Origin of the sequence: Streptomyces tirandamycinicus, from assembly GCF_003097515.1 — a bacterium.
Lineage (GTDB): Bacteria > Actinomycetota > Actinomycetes > Streptomycetales > Streptomycetaceae > Streptomyces > Streptomyces tirandamycinicus.
The window spans coordinates 1,032,071-1,048,561 of the sequence record NZ_CP029188.1; the positions used below are offsets into that span (position 1 = coordinate 1,032,071).

The following is a 16,491-nucleotide window of genomic DNA, read 5'->3' on the forward strand; positions in this document are numbered from 1 at the left end:
CCCCACCGCCGCAGCCGCCGTGCGGCGGCCTCCCACGCCGAAGCGTCCCCGGGCGCCGGGGCGTCGCAGAATGCTCCCGAGTCACAGAGCGCTCCCACGTCACAAAGCGCTCCCACGTCCCACCGCACCGAGGTGTCCCCGGGCGCCGGCGCGTCCCGCTCCGGCGGCGGGGACGGACCCGGCCTGCGGAGCCTGCCCGGTCCGGGGAGCCTGCCCGGCCCGGGGTCCGGACGCGGCCATCGCCCGGCGGACCTCCCGGACCCCCAGGGACTCCTGGGCCTCCCAGGGCTCTTGGGTTTCCCGCGACTCCTGGGCCGCACCGCCCGGTCCGCCCGTACCACCCGGTCCGCCCGTACCGCCCGCGCCACCCGGCCCGCCCGTACCGTCCGGTCCGTCCACCCGGCCCGGCGGGGCCTGCCGGCCGGGCTGGCCGCCGCGGTGCTGCTGGGCGCCCTCGGCACCCTGGTGACCGGACCCGGCGCCGCCGCGGACCGCCAGGAGGCACGGACCGCTCCCCCGGCGGGACCTGCCGGACCGATCGGACCGGCCGTGGAGCCCGTCGTCACGACCACCGGCGAGCGGGTGGTCCAGATCGTCGCCCACCCCGACGACGACCTGTTCTTCATGAACCCGGACACCGCCCAGTCCCTGGCCACCGGCCGGAGTCTGACGTCGGTGTACCTGACGGCCGGCGAAGCCGACGGCGTCAACGCCCGGCGGGACGACCCGAGTCCCCCGGCCGCCGACAAGGCCGCCTACGCCGAGGCCCGCCAGAACGGCATACGCGCGGCCTACGCCGAGATGGCCACCGGCGACCGGACCAGCCCCTGGTCGCGCACCGCCGTACCCACCCGGGGCGGCGGCACGGCCGAGCTCGACACCCTCCGCGCCAAACCCTGGATCAGCCTGGTCTGGGTCCAGCTCCGCGAGGCCGGCAGCATCGACGGCGACCGGCCCCACAGCCTCCACGGGCTGTGGGACGGCCGGGTCGGCGCCCTCTCCTCCCGGCTGTCCTCCGGGACGCCCGTACGCAAGGACTTCGCGTACACCAGGGAGCAGGTCGTCCGGACCGTCGCCGGGCTGCTGGAGCGGTTCCGGCCGACGTTCGTCCGCATCCAGGACCCCACTCCGGGACGCACCGCGAAGGGCGGCTACACCGACCACCAGGACCATCTGTACGGCGCCCGGTTCGCACAGGCCGCGCTCGCCCGGTACGCGGCCGCACCCGGGCACCCCGCGTTCGGCGTCCAGACCTACCTCGGCTACTCCACCGGACGGCTGCCCCGCACGCTGACGCCCGCCGACGCCGCGGCGAAACTGCGCACCCTGAAGACGTACGCGTGGACGGACGGCGCCGACCACTGCGGCGACCCGGCCGGCTGCGGCGACCGCAAGGTGGCGGCACGGCCCGCCGGCCACGGCTGGGCGCAGACGATCCGCCACAGCCGCGGCGAGTCGACGTCCTGGGCGCAGCCCGGGCCGGACGGCACCGCGTGGGCGTTCTCCGTGCTCGACCGGCGGCTCGCCGTCTGGCACCGCCCGGGCGCCGCCGCCGGGTGGACCGGGCCGCGGCTGACGGGCGGGGGCGGCATCGACGGCGGGGTGACCTCGCTGCGCCTGCCCGGCGGGCGGATCGCCGTGCTCGGCACCCGTACGACGCTCGGCGGACGCGCCGCCGACTACCGCCGGGACGTGGTGCTCAGCGTGCAGCGCGCCCCGGGCGGGGACTTCGCGCCGTGGGTCTCGCTGGGCACGCCCGAACGCGACGACGACAGTGGTACGTCGGACGTCAGCGCTCCGGCGGCGGTCGTGGACCGGGCCGGCCGGATCACCGTGTTCGTCCGGGACTCCGGCCACCGGCTGAACGCCCGGACCGGGCTGCCCGGTGGCCGCTGGGGGGCCTGGGCACCGCTGGGCGGCACGGATCTGCGCGGCGACCCGGTGGCGGCCACGGACGCGCACGGCCGGCACACCGTCCTCGTCCCCACGCCGTCGTCGGTACTGGCCTGGACGCGGACCGGGCCCGGCGGCCCGTGGGCGGGTCCACTGCGGACCGGCCTTCCGGCGACGACGCTGGCGCTGAGCGCGACGGCCGACGCCCTGGGCGACGGCGTCCGGCTCTGGTACCGGACCCCGGTGACGGGCGAGGTACGCGAGGCCCACTTCCGGGGCCGGGACTCCGGCGTACCGGGCACGGTCGCGGGTACGGGGACGGTCCCCGTCACGGGGACGGGCGCGGGTGCTGGGACGGGCGCGGTCCCGGCCCCGGGCTCGGTCCCGGCCCCAGCCGCAGGCATGGACACGGCTGCGGGCACGGCCGCGGCCGCGGCCGCGGCGGGGATGTACGTCCCGGCCGTCCTCCCCGTGGCCTCGACCGGTGTGGCGGGCTTCGGTCCCGTCGGCGCGGGCGGCGGTCTGCTGGCCGTCCGGTCCCGTACGGGCGTACTCGCGACGACACGTCTGCCGGCGGAGTCCCGTCCGGCGCCGGGCTCCCGTCCGGTGCCGGGGGCCGCCCCCGGGGCCCGGGCAGGCTGGACCGAAGGCGGCTTCCTCCTCGCCGGGGCGCCCGCCGGACTCCCCGGCGGCATCGCCGCGATCGGCCTGGACGGCGCGCTGCGCTGGACGCCGTCGGACCACCCGCGGCCGGCCGGGCCTGCGCCGCGGGAACAGGCCCCGCTGCGGCGATGAGTTCCGGGGGCGCGCGGAGTCGGTACTTCGACGGGAGGAGGTCCGCGGACCGGGACGGGACGGAGCCGCCCATGCCGGCGTTCGACCGGCGTCAGCCGCGACCGGGAGCGGCGTGCCCCGGTCGTCGGGAGTGAGGCCGTCGTGCGGCAGTCCGGGTGCCGGAAGGGAGGACCCGGCTCGCCCGGCTGGCCCGGCCACGGCGGGAGAAGTACGGTCCGGAGTGGCACTTCGCGTTCCGGGCAAGGTCCTTCGGCACGAGGGGGAGACCGCGCCGAGTGGGTGCGAGGCGGCACCGGCCGCGGTCTTCGGCCTTCGGCTTCGGCTTCGGCTTCGGCCGGGGCCTGAGACGAACGGCCGGACCCGGTTACCGGACCGACCGACCAACCAACCAACCGACCACCGACCACCGACCACCGACCAACCCGATGAACCCGACGAGGAGAGACCGAACCATGGAATGGACCCTCGAAGTGGTCGCCATCCCGGTGACCGATGTCGACCGGGCCAAGGACTTCTACGTGGACCGGTGCGGGTTCACCGCCGATCTGGACATGTCGCCGTTCGAGGGAGCCCGCCTCGTCCAGATCACCCCGCCCGGTTCACGCTGCTCGATCGTCCTGGAGTCAGGGCTGCCGGAGTCCCCGGGACAGCCACGGATGGCGCCCGGCTCGCTGCAGGGTCTGCAGATCTGCGTCACCGACATCGAGGCGGCCCGCAAGGAACTCGTGGAGCGCGGTGTCGTGGTGGGCCCGGTGCGGCACGTGGGACCCTCCGGCTGGGCGGACGGCAAGGGCGCGGAGCCCTGGAACTCCTTCATGTTCTTCCAGGACCCGGACGGCAACGGCTGGATCGTCCAGGAGGCCCCGGCCCCACTGGCCGAACGCTGACCCGTCCGCCGGGGCGGCGGCGGCACTCGGGCACTCGGGCACCCCGCCGGTGCGCCGCGCGGCGGGGCTCCGTCCCGGGATGCCGCCGGTGGGGCCCACGCGGGAATCGGCCCCGTCACCGGCATGGACCGGGCCAGGGCTACCGCGGCCGGCCACCGCGTCGCGGCTGCCCTCCTGCCGGGCGCAGACTGATGTGTGGGGGAACCACCCCCGCGCGGTCCGCACGAGCCACGGGGGCGCTGCCCATGGAATGGACCCTGGAAGTGATCGTCGTCCCCGTCTCCGACGTGGAGCGGGCGAAGACCTTCTACGCCGACAAGTGCGGCTTCACCGTCGACCACGACACCCGTATCTCCGACGGAATCCGCATCCTCCAGCTGACGCCTCCGGGGTCCACCTGCTCGATCGTCATCGGCCAGGGCATGCCCCCGGCACCGGGCCAGACGACGATGCCCCCCGGCGTGATCCAGGGCCTCCAACTCTGCGTCCCCGACATCCGGTCGGCCCACGACGAGCTGCTCGCCCGCGGCGTCGAGGTCAGCGCGGTCCAGCACGTCTCCCCCTCGGGCTGGGCCGCGGGCAGGGGCGAACCGTGGAACTCCTTCATGTTCTTCCGGGACCCGGACGGCAACGGCTGGATCGTCCAGGAGGCCCCGATCCCGCTGGCGGCCCGGTGCAGGGGATGACACGGGATCGGCGCTGAACGGCCGCTGAACCGGGCTCCGGGCCGGCGGCCGGTGACCGTCGGCCCGGAATCCAATTCAGCGGCGGCACCATCGCCCGGCCTGCGCCTACAGCACCGGCAGGTTCTTCCGCAGCTCGAACGCGGTGACCTCGGAGCGGTACTCCTCCCACTCGGACTTCTTGTTGCGGAGGAAGAAGTCGAAGACATGCTCGCCGAGCGTCTCCGCGACGAGTTCGCTGCGCTCCATCAGCATGATCGCCTCGCCGAGGTTCTGCGGGAGGGGCTCGATACCCATCGCGCGGCGCTCGGAGTCCGAGAGGGCCCAGACGTCGTCGTCCGCGCCGGCCGGGAGTTCGTAGCCCTCCTCGATGCCCTTGAGGCCCGCGGCGAGCAGGACCGCGTAGGCGAGGTAGGGGTTGGCGCCGGAGTCGAGGGAGCGGACCTCGATACGGGAGGAACCGGTCTTGCCGGGCTTGTACATCGGGACGCGGATCAGGGCCGAGCGGTTGTTGTGGCCCCAGCAGATGTACGAGGGGGCCTCGCCGCCGGACCCGGCGGTGCGGGCCGAGCCGCCCCAGATGCGCTTGTAGGAGTTGACCCACTGGTTGGTGACGGCCGAGATCTCGGCGGCGTGCCTGAGCAGACCGGCGATGAAGGAACGTCCCACCTTGGAGAGCTGGTACTCGGCTCCCGACTCGTAGAACGCGTTCCGGTCGCCCTCGAAGAGGGAGAGGTGCGTGTGCATGCCGGATCCGGGGTGCTCGGAGAACGGCTTCGGCATGAACGTCGCCTGCACCCCCTGCTCCAGCGCGACCTGCTTCATGACCAGGCGGAAGGTCATGATGTTGTCCGCGGTGGACAGGGCGTCCGCGTACCGGAGGTCGATCTCCTGCTGGCCCGGCGCGCCTTCGTGGTGGCTGAACTCGACCGAGATGCCCATGGACTCCAGCATCGTGATGGCCTGGCGGCGGAAGTCCATGCCCACGTTCTGCGGGGTGTGGTCGAAGTACCCCGAGTTGTCCGCGGGGGTCGGGCGGGAGCCGTCCAGCGGCCGGTCCTTCAGCAGGAAGAACTCGATCTCGGGGTGGGTGTAGAAGGTGAAGCCCAGGTCCGAGGTCTTCGCCAGGATCCGCTTCAGGACGAAGCGCGGGTCGGCGAAGGACGGCGAGCCGTCGGGCATGAGGATGTCGCAGAACATCCGTGCCGTGCCGGGGGCCTCCGCACGCCACGGCAGGATCTGGAAGGTCCCCGGGTCGGGCTTGGCGATCATGTCCGACTCGTAGACACGTGCGAAGCCCTCGATCGCGGAGCCGTCGAACCCGATGCCCTCGTCAAAGGCCTGCTCGAGCTCGGCGGGCGCCACCGCGACCGACTTCAGGAAGCCGAGCACATCGGTGAACCACAGGCGTACGAACCGGATGTCGCGCTCCTCGAGCGTGCGGAGCACGAATTCCTGCTGCTTGTCCATAGCCACATCCTTGCAGTTCAGACGGCCTGTGCACCACCGCCAGGGCGTAGAGAGGAGCTTCAGTATCACGACCCGGGGTTTCGCCCAGATTACGCACCCCGTATGACGTCGAGCACGCACCCGCCGTTACCATCTGCCCCCATGGGGGGCATGCGGAACGCCCGCACCGCGCACGCCGCGCGTCCCACGGCTCTGCTGAGTGCCGTGGCGACGCTCCTCGCCGCGCTCTTCGTCTGCCTGGGACAGGCCGACACCGGCCCCGGGGCCGCACGCGACCACGGCACCCACCGGGGGAACGGTGGGTCCGCGGTCTCCTCGTCCCCGGCCGGCGGGCACGCCGTCGGAACCACCCGGACGGTCGCGCCGGCCGAGTCGGCCACCGCGTACAGCTGCCCGTACGACCGCGGCGACTGCGCGATCTACCCGCACCTCGGGCCCGCCGTCCTCACCGCCCAGACCCAGGACGCGCCGCCGGCCGCGGCCGGGCTCCCGCGCGGCGCCGTGCCGGACCGCGTCGCGGGCGGCCCGCCGCGCACCGGTGCACTCCCCCGCGCCCCGGACCTGCACGCCCTTCAGGTGCTGCGGACCTAGCGTCGAGGGTCCCTCCCGGCCCTGCGGGCCGAGGGAGCCGCTGTTCGGCCCCCGCCCCCCGGGAGGACCGCTCCGGCGCCGTCCGTGCCGTCACGGCACACGGCGTGCTGGACACGTGCACACCCCGCACCCCCGACGCAGAAGAAGGACGAAGCAGAGTGACGAGCAGGACGAACAAGACGAACTCGACGAACGACCGCCGCGCCCGCATAGAGGAGATGCGCCGCGCCGAACGGGCCCGCGACCGCCGCAACCGCGTCATCACCATCTCGCTCAGCGCGGTCCTGGTGGCAGGGCTCGTCGGCTTCGGCGCCTACGTGCTGAACGAGAAGTCCGAGGAGAAGGCGCAGACCGAGGCCGCCGCCAAGGCCCCGATCAAGGACGAGAAGTCCTGGGACGCGAAGAAGCTCGGACGCAACCACGTCACCACGGCGGTGACGTACCCCATGAAGCCGCCGGTCGGCGGTGACCACCACCAGGCGTGGATGAACTGCGACCGCGACGTCTACGACAAGCCGATCCCCGAGGTGAACGCCGTGCACTCGCTGGAGCACGGCGCCGTGTGGGTCACGTACAACGACCAGGCCCCGGCCGCGGACGTGGAGAAGCTCAAGGACAAGGTCGGCAGGACCTCGTACTCGATGATGAGCCCGGTGAAGGACCAGGCCGGGCCCATCATGCTCAGCGCCTGGGGCAAGCAGGTGACCGTCGCCGGCGCGGACGACCCGCGGGTGGACCAGTTCTTCACCAAGTACGTGCAGGGTCCGCAGACGCCCGAGCCGGGTGCCGCGTGCACGGGCGGACTGGGCGCGTGACGCTCACTCTGACGCGTACGCACTGGTTCTCGATCGCGGCCGTGGTGCTGGCGCTGCTGTTCGCGGGCGCGGCGACGGTCGCGTCCGCCGGTGGCGGCGACGGGCACTCAGGCGGTGGCCCGGACGGGCACGGGGGTGGCGCGGGGACGCGCGCCACCCCGGCGGCTGACTCGGCCGACGCGGGTTTCGCCCGCGACATGGCCGTCCACCACCAGCAGGCGGTGGAGATGTCCTTCATCGTCCGGGACCGCACCGGCGACGAGGAGGTGCGGCGGCTCGCCTACGACATCGCCAACACCCAGGCCAACCAGCGCGGCATGCTGCTGGGCTGGCTGGATCTGTGGGGGCTGCCGAAGGTGGATACCGGTGCCGCGCCGATGGCCTGGATGGAGGGGGCCCACGGGAAGGGCGGGCATGGTGCCGGTGGCCATGGCGACGGCGGTCACGGGGGCGACGCGCCCGGGAACGGCGACGGGGGCGACGCGGGCAACGACGCCGGTGGCACGCCCGCAGGCGCGGGCGGGCAGCGGCCCGGCACCGGGGCGCTGATGCCGGGCATGGCCACCCGGGCGGAGCTGGACCGGCTGGCGAAGGCGGACGGCAGGGCGGCCGAGGTGCTGTTCCTGCAGCTGATGACCGACCACCACAAGGGCGGCGTCACCATGGCGGAGGGCTGCGCGGACTTGTGCGCCGTGCCGCAGGAGAAGGCGCTGGCCCAGGGAATGGTCGACGCCCAGCAGTCCGAGATCGGCCTGATGGCGGACCTGCTGAAGAAGCGGGGGGCGGCGCCCCGGTCCTGACGGCCCCCGGCGGGCGCGCCCGTCGCGCCCGCCGGTCGGGCCGGGGCCCAACGCGGAACTCGCCGAGAAGGCCGCCCTGCTGGCCGACCGCAACCGCGACATCGAGCGCAAGAACCTGGAGATCGAGCAGGCCCGGCAGGAGCTCGAGGAGCGGGCCAAGCAGCTCTCCCGTACGTCGATGTACAAGTCCGAGTTCCTCGCCAACATGAGCCACGAGCTGCGCACCCCGCTCAACAGCCTGCTGATCCTTGCCCAGTTGCTCGCGCAGAACCCCGAGGGGAACCTGACGGAGAAGCAGGTCGACTACGCGGAGGTCATCCACTCGGCCGTGCAGGGATGTCCCCGCCCACGGTACGGACCGGGGCGATGTCCCCGGGCCGGGGCAACGCGGCGCTGCCGTGGCGGGGCGGGGCCGCGCGGGCCGGGAGGGTGCTGCTGCCGGTCGGTCCGCCGGCGGGCAGGCGGTCCCCCACCCGCCGGCTCCGGCGGGAGGCCGCCGGACTGCGGGGCGCAGCGGGAACCGGGGCCGGGCGACACGCGAACGTGCCGCTCACATGAAGTCCGCCCCAGACCACACGTGCAGTCCGCCCCAGGTCAGAGGGACGAAGCGGGCGCCCCGCGGGAGGAGCCGGCGCCCTCCTCGGAGCCGGTCGGTTCCGTCGGGCGCGGCCACGGCGTCGGCGGTAAGGTCGAAGACGGCTTCCTCGGCGTCCGCCGGGACCTGCCGACCGGGCTCGCCGCCGCGCTGCGCGCCCGACGTGCGCGCCGAAGAAGTCCCCGCGTTCCCGGCCGGGGCAGATCCCGGCACGTGGTGCGCGGCGCCGGCGGACCGTCGGCCGGTCCTCTCCACCCGCGCAGGACGGCGGGCGTGACATCGGCTGACTACAGACACGCGCCACGCCCAGGAGGTACGAAACCCATGACCACCGCCAAGGACATCATGCACCCCGGGGCCCAGTGGATCCCGGCGCACGAAACTCTCGACCGTGCCGCGCAGTTGATGCGCGAGCTGAATGTGGGCGCGCTGCCCATCGCCGACGCCGACGAACGGCTGTGCGGGATACTGACCGACCGCGACATCGTGGTCGGCTGTGTGGCCATGGGCCACGACCCGTCGAAGATCACGGCGGGCGACATGGCCCGCGGCACCCCGCGCTGGATCGACTCCGGCGCCGACGTGGGCGACGTCCTGCACGAGATGCAGGAGCACCAGATCCGCCGGCTCCCCGTGATCGAGAACAAGCGCCTCGTAGGCATGATCAGTGAGGCCGATCTGGCGCAGCACCTGTCGGAGGACCAGCTCGCCCAGTGGGTCGAGCAGGTGTACGCACGGAGCTGACGCGGCGTCTTCCCGAGGGGAGTTGACGGGGCGTCACTCCGAAGTGACGACGCATGGGTGCCGCCGCCACGTGTGCGCGGGTGCCATGTGCCGCCGCGCCGCGTGCCGCTGCCCCATGTGCCCCCACACCGTGTGCCGCATCCCGTGTGCCCCTGCGCCATGTGCCCCTGCCCCGTGTGTCCCCACACCGTGTACCCCGCACCGTGTCCGCTGCGGCGTCGGACGGGCGGCGACCGCGCGGGCGGCGGTCACGCTCCCGTCACGGCTTCAGGACCGCCCGGGCCACCGCGTCCGGGCGGTCCAGCATCATCAGGTGCCCCGACGGGGCGACGGCCTCGAAGTGCGCGTCGCCGAGTTCCCGGGCCAGCGCGCGCTGCCGTTCCAGCCAGCGCCCGGTGGAGCGCCGGCCCCGGCCGTCCGCCGCGGCCAGCACGGTCACGGGCACGCCGTGCGGAAGCGGGAACCGTGCACGTAGCGCGAGCAGTTCGGCGGCGACCGCGCGGTAGTGGGTGTTCTCCAGGAGCGCGCCCCGGAGCACGCGCGAGGTGCCGTAGCAGCGGCGCACGAGCGCGGCGGGGGCGGGATCGCCGCCGTGCTCGCGGGACAGCCGGACCAGGGCGCGGCGGGCGGCCGGGCCGACCGCGGCGGGTGCTCCGACGGCCGTGAGGGCCGTGCCGATCCCGTGCGCCACGGCCGTGCGGACGGCCGGTGCGGCGGGTGCCCTGGCGCCCTCCTCGATGCTGGCGTCGACGAGGACGAGACCGGCGGTGCGGGCGGGGTGGAGGCGGGCGAAGGCCTCCGCGTGGAAGCCGGCGATGGAGTGCCCGACGACGGTGGCGGGCGGTCCGCCGAGCCCGAGGGCGTCGAGGAGCCGGGCGATGCGATGCGCCTCGCCCGCGGCGGACGGGCGCACCGCGGCGGGGCCGCTGAGCCCGTGCCCGGGCCGGTCGAACCGGACGACGGTGCGGTACGGGGCCAGCAGGGGCACGACCGGATCCCAGTCGAACCAGCTCATGGCGAGGCCCGCGCTGAGGACGCAGACGGGTCCGCTGCCCTCGACGACCACGTGGTGCGGCACTCCGCCGATGCGTACGAACGTCACGCCGTCCCCCTCGTTCCCGGCCGTCCCGCGCCCGGCGGTCCGGTGTTCTCCCGCGCCACGGACAGCGCGAGTACCGCCAGCCACCCTGCCACCGTCAGCACCTGGAGTCGCTGCCCGGCGCCGAGCCACCAGATGCCGCGGCCGGCCTCGAAGGCGGCGACGGCGGTCAGCGTCCAGACGGTGGCGGCGAGTTCGACGGCGAGGAGCGCCGGGCCGAACCGGGCCAGTGCGGGCCACCGGCGGTAGCGGCGCGCGGCGACCGTGAGCGCGGCCATGCCGGCGAGCGCGCCCGCCATGGCGAGGGTGGAGCTGTAGGCGTGCGCGGCGTGCGTGGCCGGGACCAGTCCCGCGGTCTCCCGGGCCGCGCACTCCGGGTCGTCGGTGGGCGCGCAACTGAGCGGCAGCCGTGAGTCGACGGCGGTCGCCAGGCCGAAGACCGCGAGGGCGGTCCAGCCGGTGACGCACCACGGCCGCCGGGGCGGCGTCAGCAGCGCGGTGGCCGCCCCGGCGAGGACGAACAGGCCGGCGGCGAGGTCCGTGGCCCGGAACAGACCGCCGAAGGGCTGGTCCGCGGCGGAGAGTTCGCTGACGTACGCCTGGACCGGGTCGAGGCCCGTGGCCAGGAGCAGTTCGAGCACCCACGTGGTGTACAGCAGGGCGCCGAGCGCGATGAGCATCGCGACAGATCTGGATGTACCGGATGTTTCGGGCATCGTGCCCCATGCTAGGTCGTGCTGCGTTCAGCCCCACCCGGGGCCCGTCCCCAGCGGGGCGGTACGCGCATGTTCGACCAACCGGAGGGCCATGTCCAGTCAGGAGCACACTCGTCAGACCTCCCCCACCCGCCGCGCCGTGCTCGGCGCGGGGATCGCCGCCGTCGGGTCGGGGCTGCTCGCCGCCTGCTCCGGCGGAGGGTCGGACGACCGCGGCCGTGGCGCCGCGGGCGCACCCGCCCAGGGTTCCCACCCCACCGACGGCGGGAAGGTCGGCGGCCCGGCGGCGGAGGGCAGTGTGGGCCCGCTCCGCACGAGTACGTTCACGGCCACGCCCGGCACGGTCGACATCGGCCGCGGGCGCACGTTCCGGACCTGGACGTACGACGGCCGGCTGCCGGGGAAGGAGGTGCGGATCAACGAGGGCGACACCCTCGCACTCACCCTGGCCAACCATCTGCCGGCGCCCACCACCGTGCACTGGCACGGCATCGCCATCGAGAACGAGATGGACGGTGTACCGGACGTGACGCAGCCGGCGATCAAACCGGGCGGGACCTTCGCCTACCGCTTCACCGTGCCGCACGCCGGCACCCACTGGTTCCACCCCCACTACGGCGTGCAGATCGACCGCGGCATGTACGCCCCGCTGATCGTGGAGGACCCGAGGGAGCCGCTCCTCTACGACCATGAGTGGGTCATCGTCCTGGACGACTGGGTCGACGGCGTGGACGGGTCCACGCCCGACGACGTGCTGGCGCAGCTCCTCAAGGGCAAGCCGGCCATGGGGCACGGCAACGGGCACGATCGCGGCCACGGCGGCGGAGACGAGGAGCGGGACCGGGAGCGCGGGCGGGAGCACGAGAACGCCGATGCCGACGACGGCAGCGGCGACGGCGAGCGCGACGGACGTCCGCGGCCCCGGCCCACCGGCGGAGTCGACGCCGGGTACGGGCCGGCCAGTGCGCACGAGCCGGACGCGGGCCACGGATCGCCCGGGCCGGCCGGCGGCAGGGGACCGAACCGGCTGACGACCGACGCCACGAGCAAACTGCTCGGCGGCCACGCGGGCGACGTCGCCTACCCGTACTACCTGATCAACGGGCGTACGGCGGACCATCCGACGGAGTTCAAGGCCAAGCCGGGCGACCGCATCCGGCTGCGCATCATCAACGCCGGCGCCGAGACCGCCTTCCGGGTCGCGCTCGGCGGCCACGAGATGACCGTCGTCCACTCGGACGGCTTCCCCGTCCACCCGTACAAGACCGACGCACTGCTGCTGGGCATGGCCGAGCGGTACGACGTCCTGGTCACCGCGAAGGACGGGGTGTTCCCGTTCACGGCGCTCGCGGAGGGCAAGAGGGGCTCGGCGATGGCCGTGCTGCGCACGGGCGGCGGGGCGACGCCCAAGCCGTCCACCCGCCCGTCGGAGCTGGACCGCAGGGTGCTGCAGTCGTCCGCGTACCTGCGGCCGAAGGAGCAGGTGGCGCTGGACCGGCGCCGCCCGGACCGTCTCATCCGGTTCACGCTGACCGGTGGCATGAAGCGCTACGACTGGGCGTTCGACCGGCGGCCGTACGACCCGGAGACCTTGCACCGGATCGAGTACGGCGAGCGGGTGCGGCTGGTGGTCATCAACGCCACGGACATGTGGCACCCCATGCACCTGCACGGCCACACCTTCGCCCTGGCCGGCATCGACTCCCTCGGCGCCCGCAAGGACACGGCGATCCTGCTGCCGCACCGCAAACTGGTGGCGGACTTCGACGCGGACAACCCCGGCCTGTGGATGTTCCACTGCCACAACATCTACCACTCGGAGTCCGGGATGATGACGACGCTGACGTACAAGGACTGAATCCCCCGGGCCCACCCCGGGCCGGGGCTCAGCGGGGGACGGGGCTCAGCCGGGGGACAGCCGGGGCGGCGTCTCCCGGCGCACGGCGGGCCGGGCGGGGCCTCACGCCACACGACGGGCCGGGGAGGGGCCGGGTGAGGGGGCGGGTGAGGGGACGGGCCGGGTGAGGGGGCGGGTGAGGGGACGGGCCGGGGAGGGGCCGGGTGAGGGGGCGGGTCCCGGTTCCGGTGAGTGGCGCGGGACACACCACCGGGACATCGCGTCAGAGAGACGATTACACTGGGCACGTGCCTCAACTTCGCCTCGCCATGAATCAGATCGACTCGACCGTCGGCGATCTCGCCGGCAACGCCGAGTCGATCGTGCACTGGACCCGGCACGCCGCCGCCCAGGGCGCGCACCTCATCGCGTTCCCCGAGATGGCGCTGACCGGTTACCCCGTCGAGGACCTGGCCCTGCGGTCGTCCTTCGTCGAGGCGTCGCGGGCCGCCCTCCACGCGCTCGCCGCACGTCTCGCCGACGAGGGCTTCGGGGAGATCCCGGTCGTCGTCGGCTATCTCGACCGCTCCGAGAAGGCGCAGCCCCGCTACGGCCAGCCCGCCGGCGCCCCGCAGAACGCGGCGGCCGTGCTGCACGGCGGCCGGGTGGCGCTGACGTTCGCCAAGCACCACCTGCCCAACTACGGGGTCTTCGACGAGTTCCGGTACTTCGTGCCGGGCGGCACCATGCCCGTCGTCCGCGTGCACGGCGTCGATGTCGCGCTCGCCATCTGCGAGGACCTCTGGCAGGACGGCGGCCGGGTCCCCGCCGCGCGCTCCGCGGGGGCCGGGCTGCTGCTCTCGGTCAACGCCTCGCCGTACGAGCAGGACAAGGACGACACCCGCCTGGAGCTGGTCCGCAAGCGCGCCCAGGAGGCCGGCTGCACCACCGCGTACCTCGCGATGATGGGCGGCCAGGACGAACTCGTCTTCGACGGCGACTCGATCGTCGTCGACCGGAACGGCGAGGTCGTGGCGCGCGCTCCGCAGTTCGCCGAGGGCAGCGTGATCCTGGACCTGGACCTGCCGGCCGCGTCCGCCGACGCCCCGACGGGCCTGGTGGACGACGGGCTGGTCATCGACCGGGTCGTCCTCTCCGAGGAGCCGCTCCCGCCGTACGAGCGGGAGCTGACGGGCGGCTACGCACAGCGCCTCGACGACGAGGAGGAGGTGTACTCGGCGCTGGTCGTCGGCCTGCGCGCGTACGTCGCCAAGAACGGCTTCCGCTCGGTCGTCATCGGCCTCTCCGGAGGTATCGATTCCGCACTGGTCGCCGCGATCGCCTGCGACGCGCTGGGGGCGGAGAACGTGTACGGCATCTCCATGCCGTCCCGGTACTCCTCGGACCACTCCCGGGAGGACGCGGCCGAGCTCGCCCGCCGCACCGGGCTGAACTTCCGCACCGTGCCGATCGAGCCGATGTTCGACGCCTTCATGGGGTCGCTCTCGCTGACCGGCCTGGCGGAGGAGAACCTCCAGTCGCGGCTGCGCGGCACCACCCTGATGGCCGTCTCCAACCAGGAGGGGCACATCGTGCTCGCACCGGGCAACAAGTCCGAACTGGCGGTCGGCTACTCGACGCTGTACGGCGACTCCGTCGGGGCCTACGGGCCGATCAAGGACGTCTACAAGTCCTCGGTGTTCCGGCTGGCGAGGTGGCGCAACCGGGCTGCCGAGGAGCGCGGCCGCATCCCCCCGATCCCCGAGAACTCGATCGCCAAGCCGCCGAGCGCCGAGCTGCGGCCGGGACAGGTGGACACCGACTCCCTCCCCGACTACGACGTGCTCGACCGGATCCTGGCGCTGTACGTCGACCGCGACCAGGGCAAGGACGCGATCGTGGCGGCGGGCCACGACGAGGAGCTGGTGGCGAGGGTGCTACGGCTCGTCGACACCGCCGAGTACAAGCGGCGCCAGTACCCGCCGGGCACGAAGATCTCCGCGAAGGGCTTCGGCAAGGACCGCCGGCTGCCGATCACGAATCGCTGGCGCGAGACGACGGCCCGCTGACGCACGGCCGTCCACGACCGTCCGCGACCGTCCACGGCCGTGCACGGCGAGCGGGCCTCCCCGGCCGGTCCGGGCCACCCTGACCGGTCCGGGCCCCCTGGCGGGTCCGGGCCCCCGGCCGGTCCGGGCCTCCCGGCAACCGGCTGCAGGCCGGGGGTCCGGCGGGAGGCCCGGCGTGGACCCGGGGGCCCGGCGGTCAGAACCGTACGCTGGCCGCTATGGGCAGATGGTCGCTGGCCGTGCGCGGCAGCGTCCAGGACGAGACCGGCTCGACCCCCTTCACCATGATCTGGTCGATCCTGGCCATCGGGAACGACGCCGGCCAGCTGAATCCGAAGCCGTCGCCCGCGGCGCCCTGCGTGGAGCGCATCTGCGAGGTGACCGCGTTCAGGGAGCGGTCGTTCATCGTGCCGTTGAGGTCGCCGAGGAGCACGACCCTGCCCACCGGATCGCGGGCGATCGCCTCGCCGAGCGCGTCGGCGCTGGTGTCCCGCTGGCTCGCGGTGAAGCCCGCGTTCAGCTTGACCCGCACCGACGGCAGGTGTGCCACGTACACCGAGACGTCGCCGGACGGGGTGGCGACGGTGGAGCGCATGGCGCGGACCCAGCCGAGCCGGATGTCGACGGGCCGGGTGTCGCTCATCGGGTACTTGCTCCACAGGCCGACCGTGCCCTGGACGGAGTGGTAGCGGTACCGGGGCGCCAGTGCCTTCTCGTACGCCGGGACCGCGTCGCCGGTCAGCTCCTCCAGGGCGACGACGTCGGCACCCGAGTCCGCGACCTTGCGGGCGGTGCCCGCCGGGTCGGCGTTCTCGGCGTTCACGTTGTGCGTGGCGACGGTGAGTTCCCCGTCGCCGCCCGCCTTGTCCGAGAGGAGTCCGCCGAAGAGGTTCAGCCACACGATCGCGGGGACGGTCAGCGCGACGAGCGCGGTCGCGGAGCGCCGCAGGAGCGCGAGGACCAGCAGCACCGGGACCAGAAGCCCCAGCCAGGGCAGGAACGTCTCGGTGAGGCTGCCCACGTTGCCGACCCGGTTGGGGATCTGCGCGTGCAGGATCATCAGCAGGCCGGTGGCCACCGCGACGGCCGCGACGACGAAGCCGCGCCGCCAGATGCCGGGATCGCCTCGCCAGGAATGGAGCAGGGCCCGGATCCGGGAACCGGAGCGGGGGTCCTCCGCGCTGCCGTGTTCCGTCTCCGTCATGTATGCCTGCCGCATGTGCGTAGTCCTCACTGCCTTGCCGTGCACACCCTGCCCGCCACGACCCTAGGCGATGCGGGGGGTGTTTCCGCCGTACGGGTTCGAGGACGGACGGCATCGGCGACGAGTTCCGATCAAGGCCCTCGGCGGGGCGGCTGTGACAGAACGCGCATATTGGCCGCCGGGAGCGGGCACCCACCCGCGGCACACCGGCGGGGCGTTCAGACCGGGAGCGGGCACGCATCCCCGGCACACCGGCAGGGCGCTGCAGGGCGGAAGCGGGCACGCGCCGCGGC

13 protein-coding genes and 1 pseudogene are annotated in these 16,491 nt (G+C 73.9%); 10 read left to right on the top strand and 4 right to left on the bottom strand.

Annotated features, from left to right (window positions below):
• Positions 1–291 precede the first annotated feature (291 nt).
• The 3 genes from DDW44_RS04445 (at position 292) to DDW44_RS04455 (ending at position 4,261) form a co-directional block, all read left to right on the top strand.
• Positions 292–2,688 (top strand): PIG-L family deacetylase, encoded by a 2,397-nt coding sequence (locus DDW44_RS04445; protein ID WP_244223961.1) that lies wholly within the window; start codon positions 292–294, stop codon positions 2,686–2,688.
• Between the two features lie 452 nt (positions 2,689–3,140).
• The gene (locus DDW44_RS04450; protein WP_017945239.1) at positions 3,141–3,575 is read left to right on the top strand and encodes a VOC family protein; all 435 of its coding nucleotides are present in this window, start codon (positions 3,141–3,143) and stop codon (positions 3,573–3,575) included.
• Positions 3,576–3,820: 245 nt separating this feature from the next.
• On the top strand, positions 3,821–4,261 hold the full coding sequence (locus tag DDW44_RS04455) for a VOC family protein (protein WP_108905589.1): 441 nt from the start codon (positions 3,821–3,823) through the stop codon (positions 4,259–4,261).
• A 105-nt stretch (positions 4,262–4,366) separates the two neighbouring features.
• Here DDW44_RS04455 and DDW44_RS04460 read toward each other — a convergent pair whose 3' ends face one another.
• Positions 4,367–5,728 (bottom strand): glutamine synthetase family protein, encoded by a 1,362-nt coding sequence (locus tag DDW44_RS04460; protein ID WP_017945237.1) that lies wholly within the window; start codon positions 5,726–5,728, stop codon positions 4,367–4,369.
• Positions 5,729–5,869: 141 nt separating this feature from the next.
• On the opposite strand from DDW44_RS04460, the gene DDW44_RS04465 reads away from it, so the two are divergent.
• The 5 genes and pseudogenes from DDW44_RS04465 to DDW44_RS32565 all read left to right on the top strand — a co-directional run bounded on the left by DDW44_RS04465 (position 5,870) and on the right by DDW44_RS32565 (position 9,273).
• Positions 5,870–6,319 (top strand): hypothetical protein, encoded by a 450-nt coding sequence (locus DDW44_RS04465; RefSeq protein ID WP_108905590.1) that lies wholly within the window; start codon positions 5,870–5,872, stop codon positions 6,317–6,319.
• A gap of 158 nt (positions 6,320–6,477) precedes the next feature.
• Positions 6,478–7,134: a DUF3105 domain-containing protein gene (locus tag DDW44_RS04470; RefSeq protein ID WP_017945235.1), complete on the top strand. Its 657-nt coding sequence runs from the start codon at positions 6,478–6,480 to the stop codon at positions 7,132–7,134.
• Positions 7,131–7,934, top strand: a complete 804-nt coding sequence (locus DDW44_RS04475) for a DUF305 domain-containing protein (protein ID WP_108905591.1) — start codon at positions 7,131–7,133, stop codon at positions 7,932–7,934. Before DDW44_RS04470 ends, DDW44_RS04475 begins: the two co-directional genes overlap by 4 nt.
• A gap of 178 nt (positions 7,935–8,112) precedes the next feature.
• Positions 8,113–8,256: pseudogene (locus DDW44_RS33475) on the top strand (histidine kinase dimerization/phospho-acceptor domain-containing protein); the annotation flags it as partial.
• A gap of 597 nt (positions 8,257–8,853) precedes the next feature.
• Positions 8,854–9,273, top strand: a complete 420-nt coding sequence (locus tag DDW44_RS32565; RefSeq protein ID WP_134407431.1) for a CBS domain-containing protein — start codon at positions 8,854–8,856, stop codon at positions 9,271–9,273.
• A 259-nt stretch (positions 9,274–9,532) separates the two neighbouring features.
• On the opposite strand, the gene DDW44_RS04485 is transcribed toward DDW44_RS32565, so the two are convergent.
• Together DDW44_RS04485 and DDW44_RS04490 are read right to left on the bottom strand one after the other, a co-directional pair.
• The gene (locus DDW44_RS04485; protein WP_027731040.1) at positions 9,533–10,375 is read right to left on the bottom strand and encodes an alpha/beta fold hydrolase; all 843 of its coding nucleotides are present in this window, start codon (positions 10,373–10,375) and stop codon (positions 9,533–9,535) included.
• Positions 10,372–11,088, bottom strand: a complete 717-nt coding sequence (locus DDW44_RS04490) for a DUF998 domain-containing protein (RefSeq protein ID WP_108905593.1) — start codon at positions 11,086–11,088, stop codon at positions 10,372–10,374. The genes DDW44_RS04485 and DDW44_RS04490 overlap by 4 nt, the downstream gene beginning before the upstream one ends.
• A 91-nt stretch (positions 11,089–11,179) precedes the next feature.
• Here DDW44_RS04490 and DDW44_RS04495 point away from each other — a divergent pair, with 91 nt between their 5' ends.
• A complete protein-coding gene (locus tag DDW44_RS04495; protein WP_108905594.1) occupies positions 11,180–12,946 on the top strand; it encodes a multicopper oxidase family protein in 1,767 nt (588 codons plus the stop codon).
• Between the two features lie 287 nt (positions 12,947–13,233).
• Entirely contained in the window at positions 13,234–14,994 is a 1,761-nt protein-coding gene (locus DDW44_RS04500) for an NAD+ synthase (protein WP_026164862.1), read from the top strand.
• A gap of 196 nt (positions 14,995–15,190) precedes the next feature.
• Here the strand turns inward: DDW44_RS04500 and DDW44_RS04505 are convergent, their stop codons facing one another.
• Positions 15,191–16,213: an endonuclease/exonuclease/phosphatase family protein gene (locus DDW44_RS04505; protein WP_108905595.1), complete on the bottom strand. Its 1,023-nt coding sequence runs from the start codon at positions 16,211–16,213 to the stop codon at positions 15,191–15,193.
• Positions 16,214–16,491: the final 278 nt, after the last annotated feature.

Bases quoted from the DNA above. Each gene is read 5' to 3' on its own strand.
- DDW44_RS04465 (WP_108905590.1), top strand. From the start codon at position 5,870: ATGGGGGGCATGCGGAACGCCCGCACCGCGCACGCCGCGCGTCCCACG.
- DDW44_RS04460 (WP_017945237.1), bottom strand. From the start codon at position 5,728: ATGGACAAGCAGCAGGAATTCGTGCTCCGCACGCTCGAGGAGCGCGAC.
- DDW44_RS04455 (WP_108905589.1), top strand. From the start codon at position 3,821: ATGGAATGGACCCTGGAAGTGATCGTCGTCCCCGTCTCCGACGTGGAG.
- DDW44_RS04505 (WP_108905595.1), bottom strand. From the start codon at position 16,213: ATGCGGCAGGCATACATGACGGAGACGGAACACGGCAGCGCGGAGGAC.
- DDW44_RS04495 (WP_108905594.1), top strand. From the start codon at position 11,180: ATGTCCAGTCAGGAGCACACTCGTCAGACCTCCCCCACCCGCCGCGCC.
- DDW44_RS32565 (WP_134407431.1), top strand. From the start codon at position 8,854: ATGACCACCGCCAAGGACATCATGCACCCCGGGGCCCAGTGGATCCCG.
- DDW44_RS04450 (WP_017945239.1), top strand. From the start codon at position 3,141: ATGGAATGGACCCTCGAAGTGGTCGCCATCCCGGTGACCGATGTCGAC.
- DDW44_RS04490 (WP_108905593.1), bottom strand. From the start codon at position 11,088: ATGCCCGAAACATCCGGTACATCCAGATCTGTCGCGATGCTCATCGCG.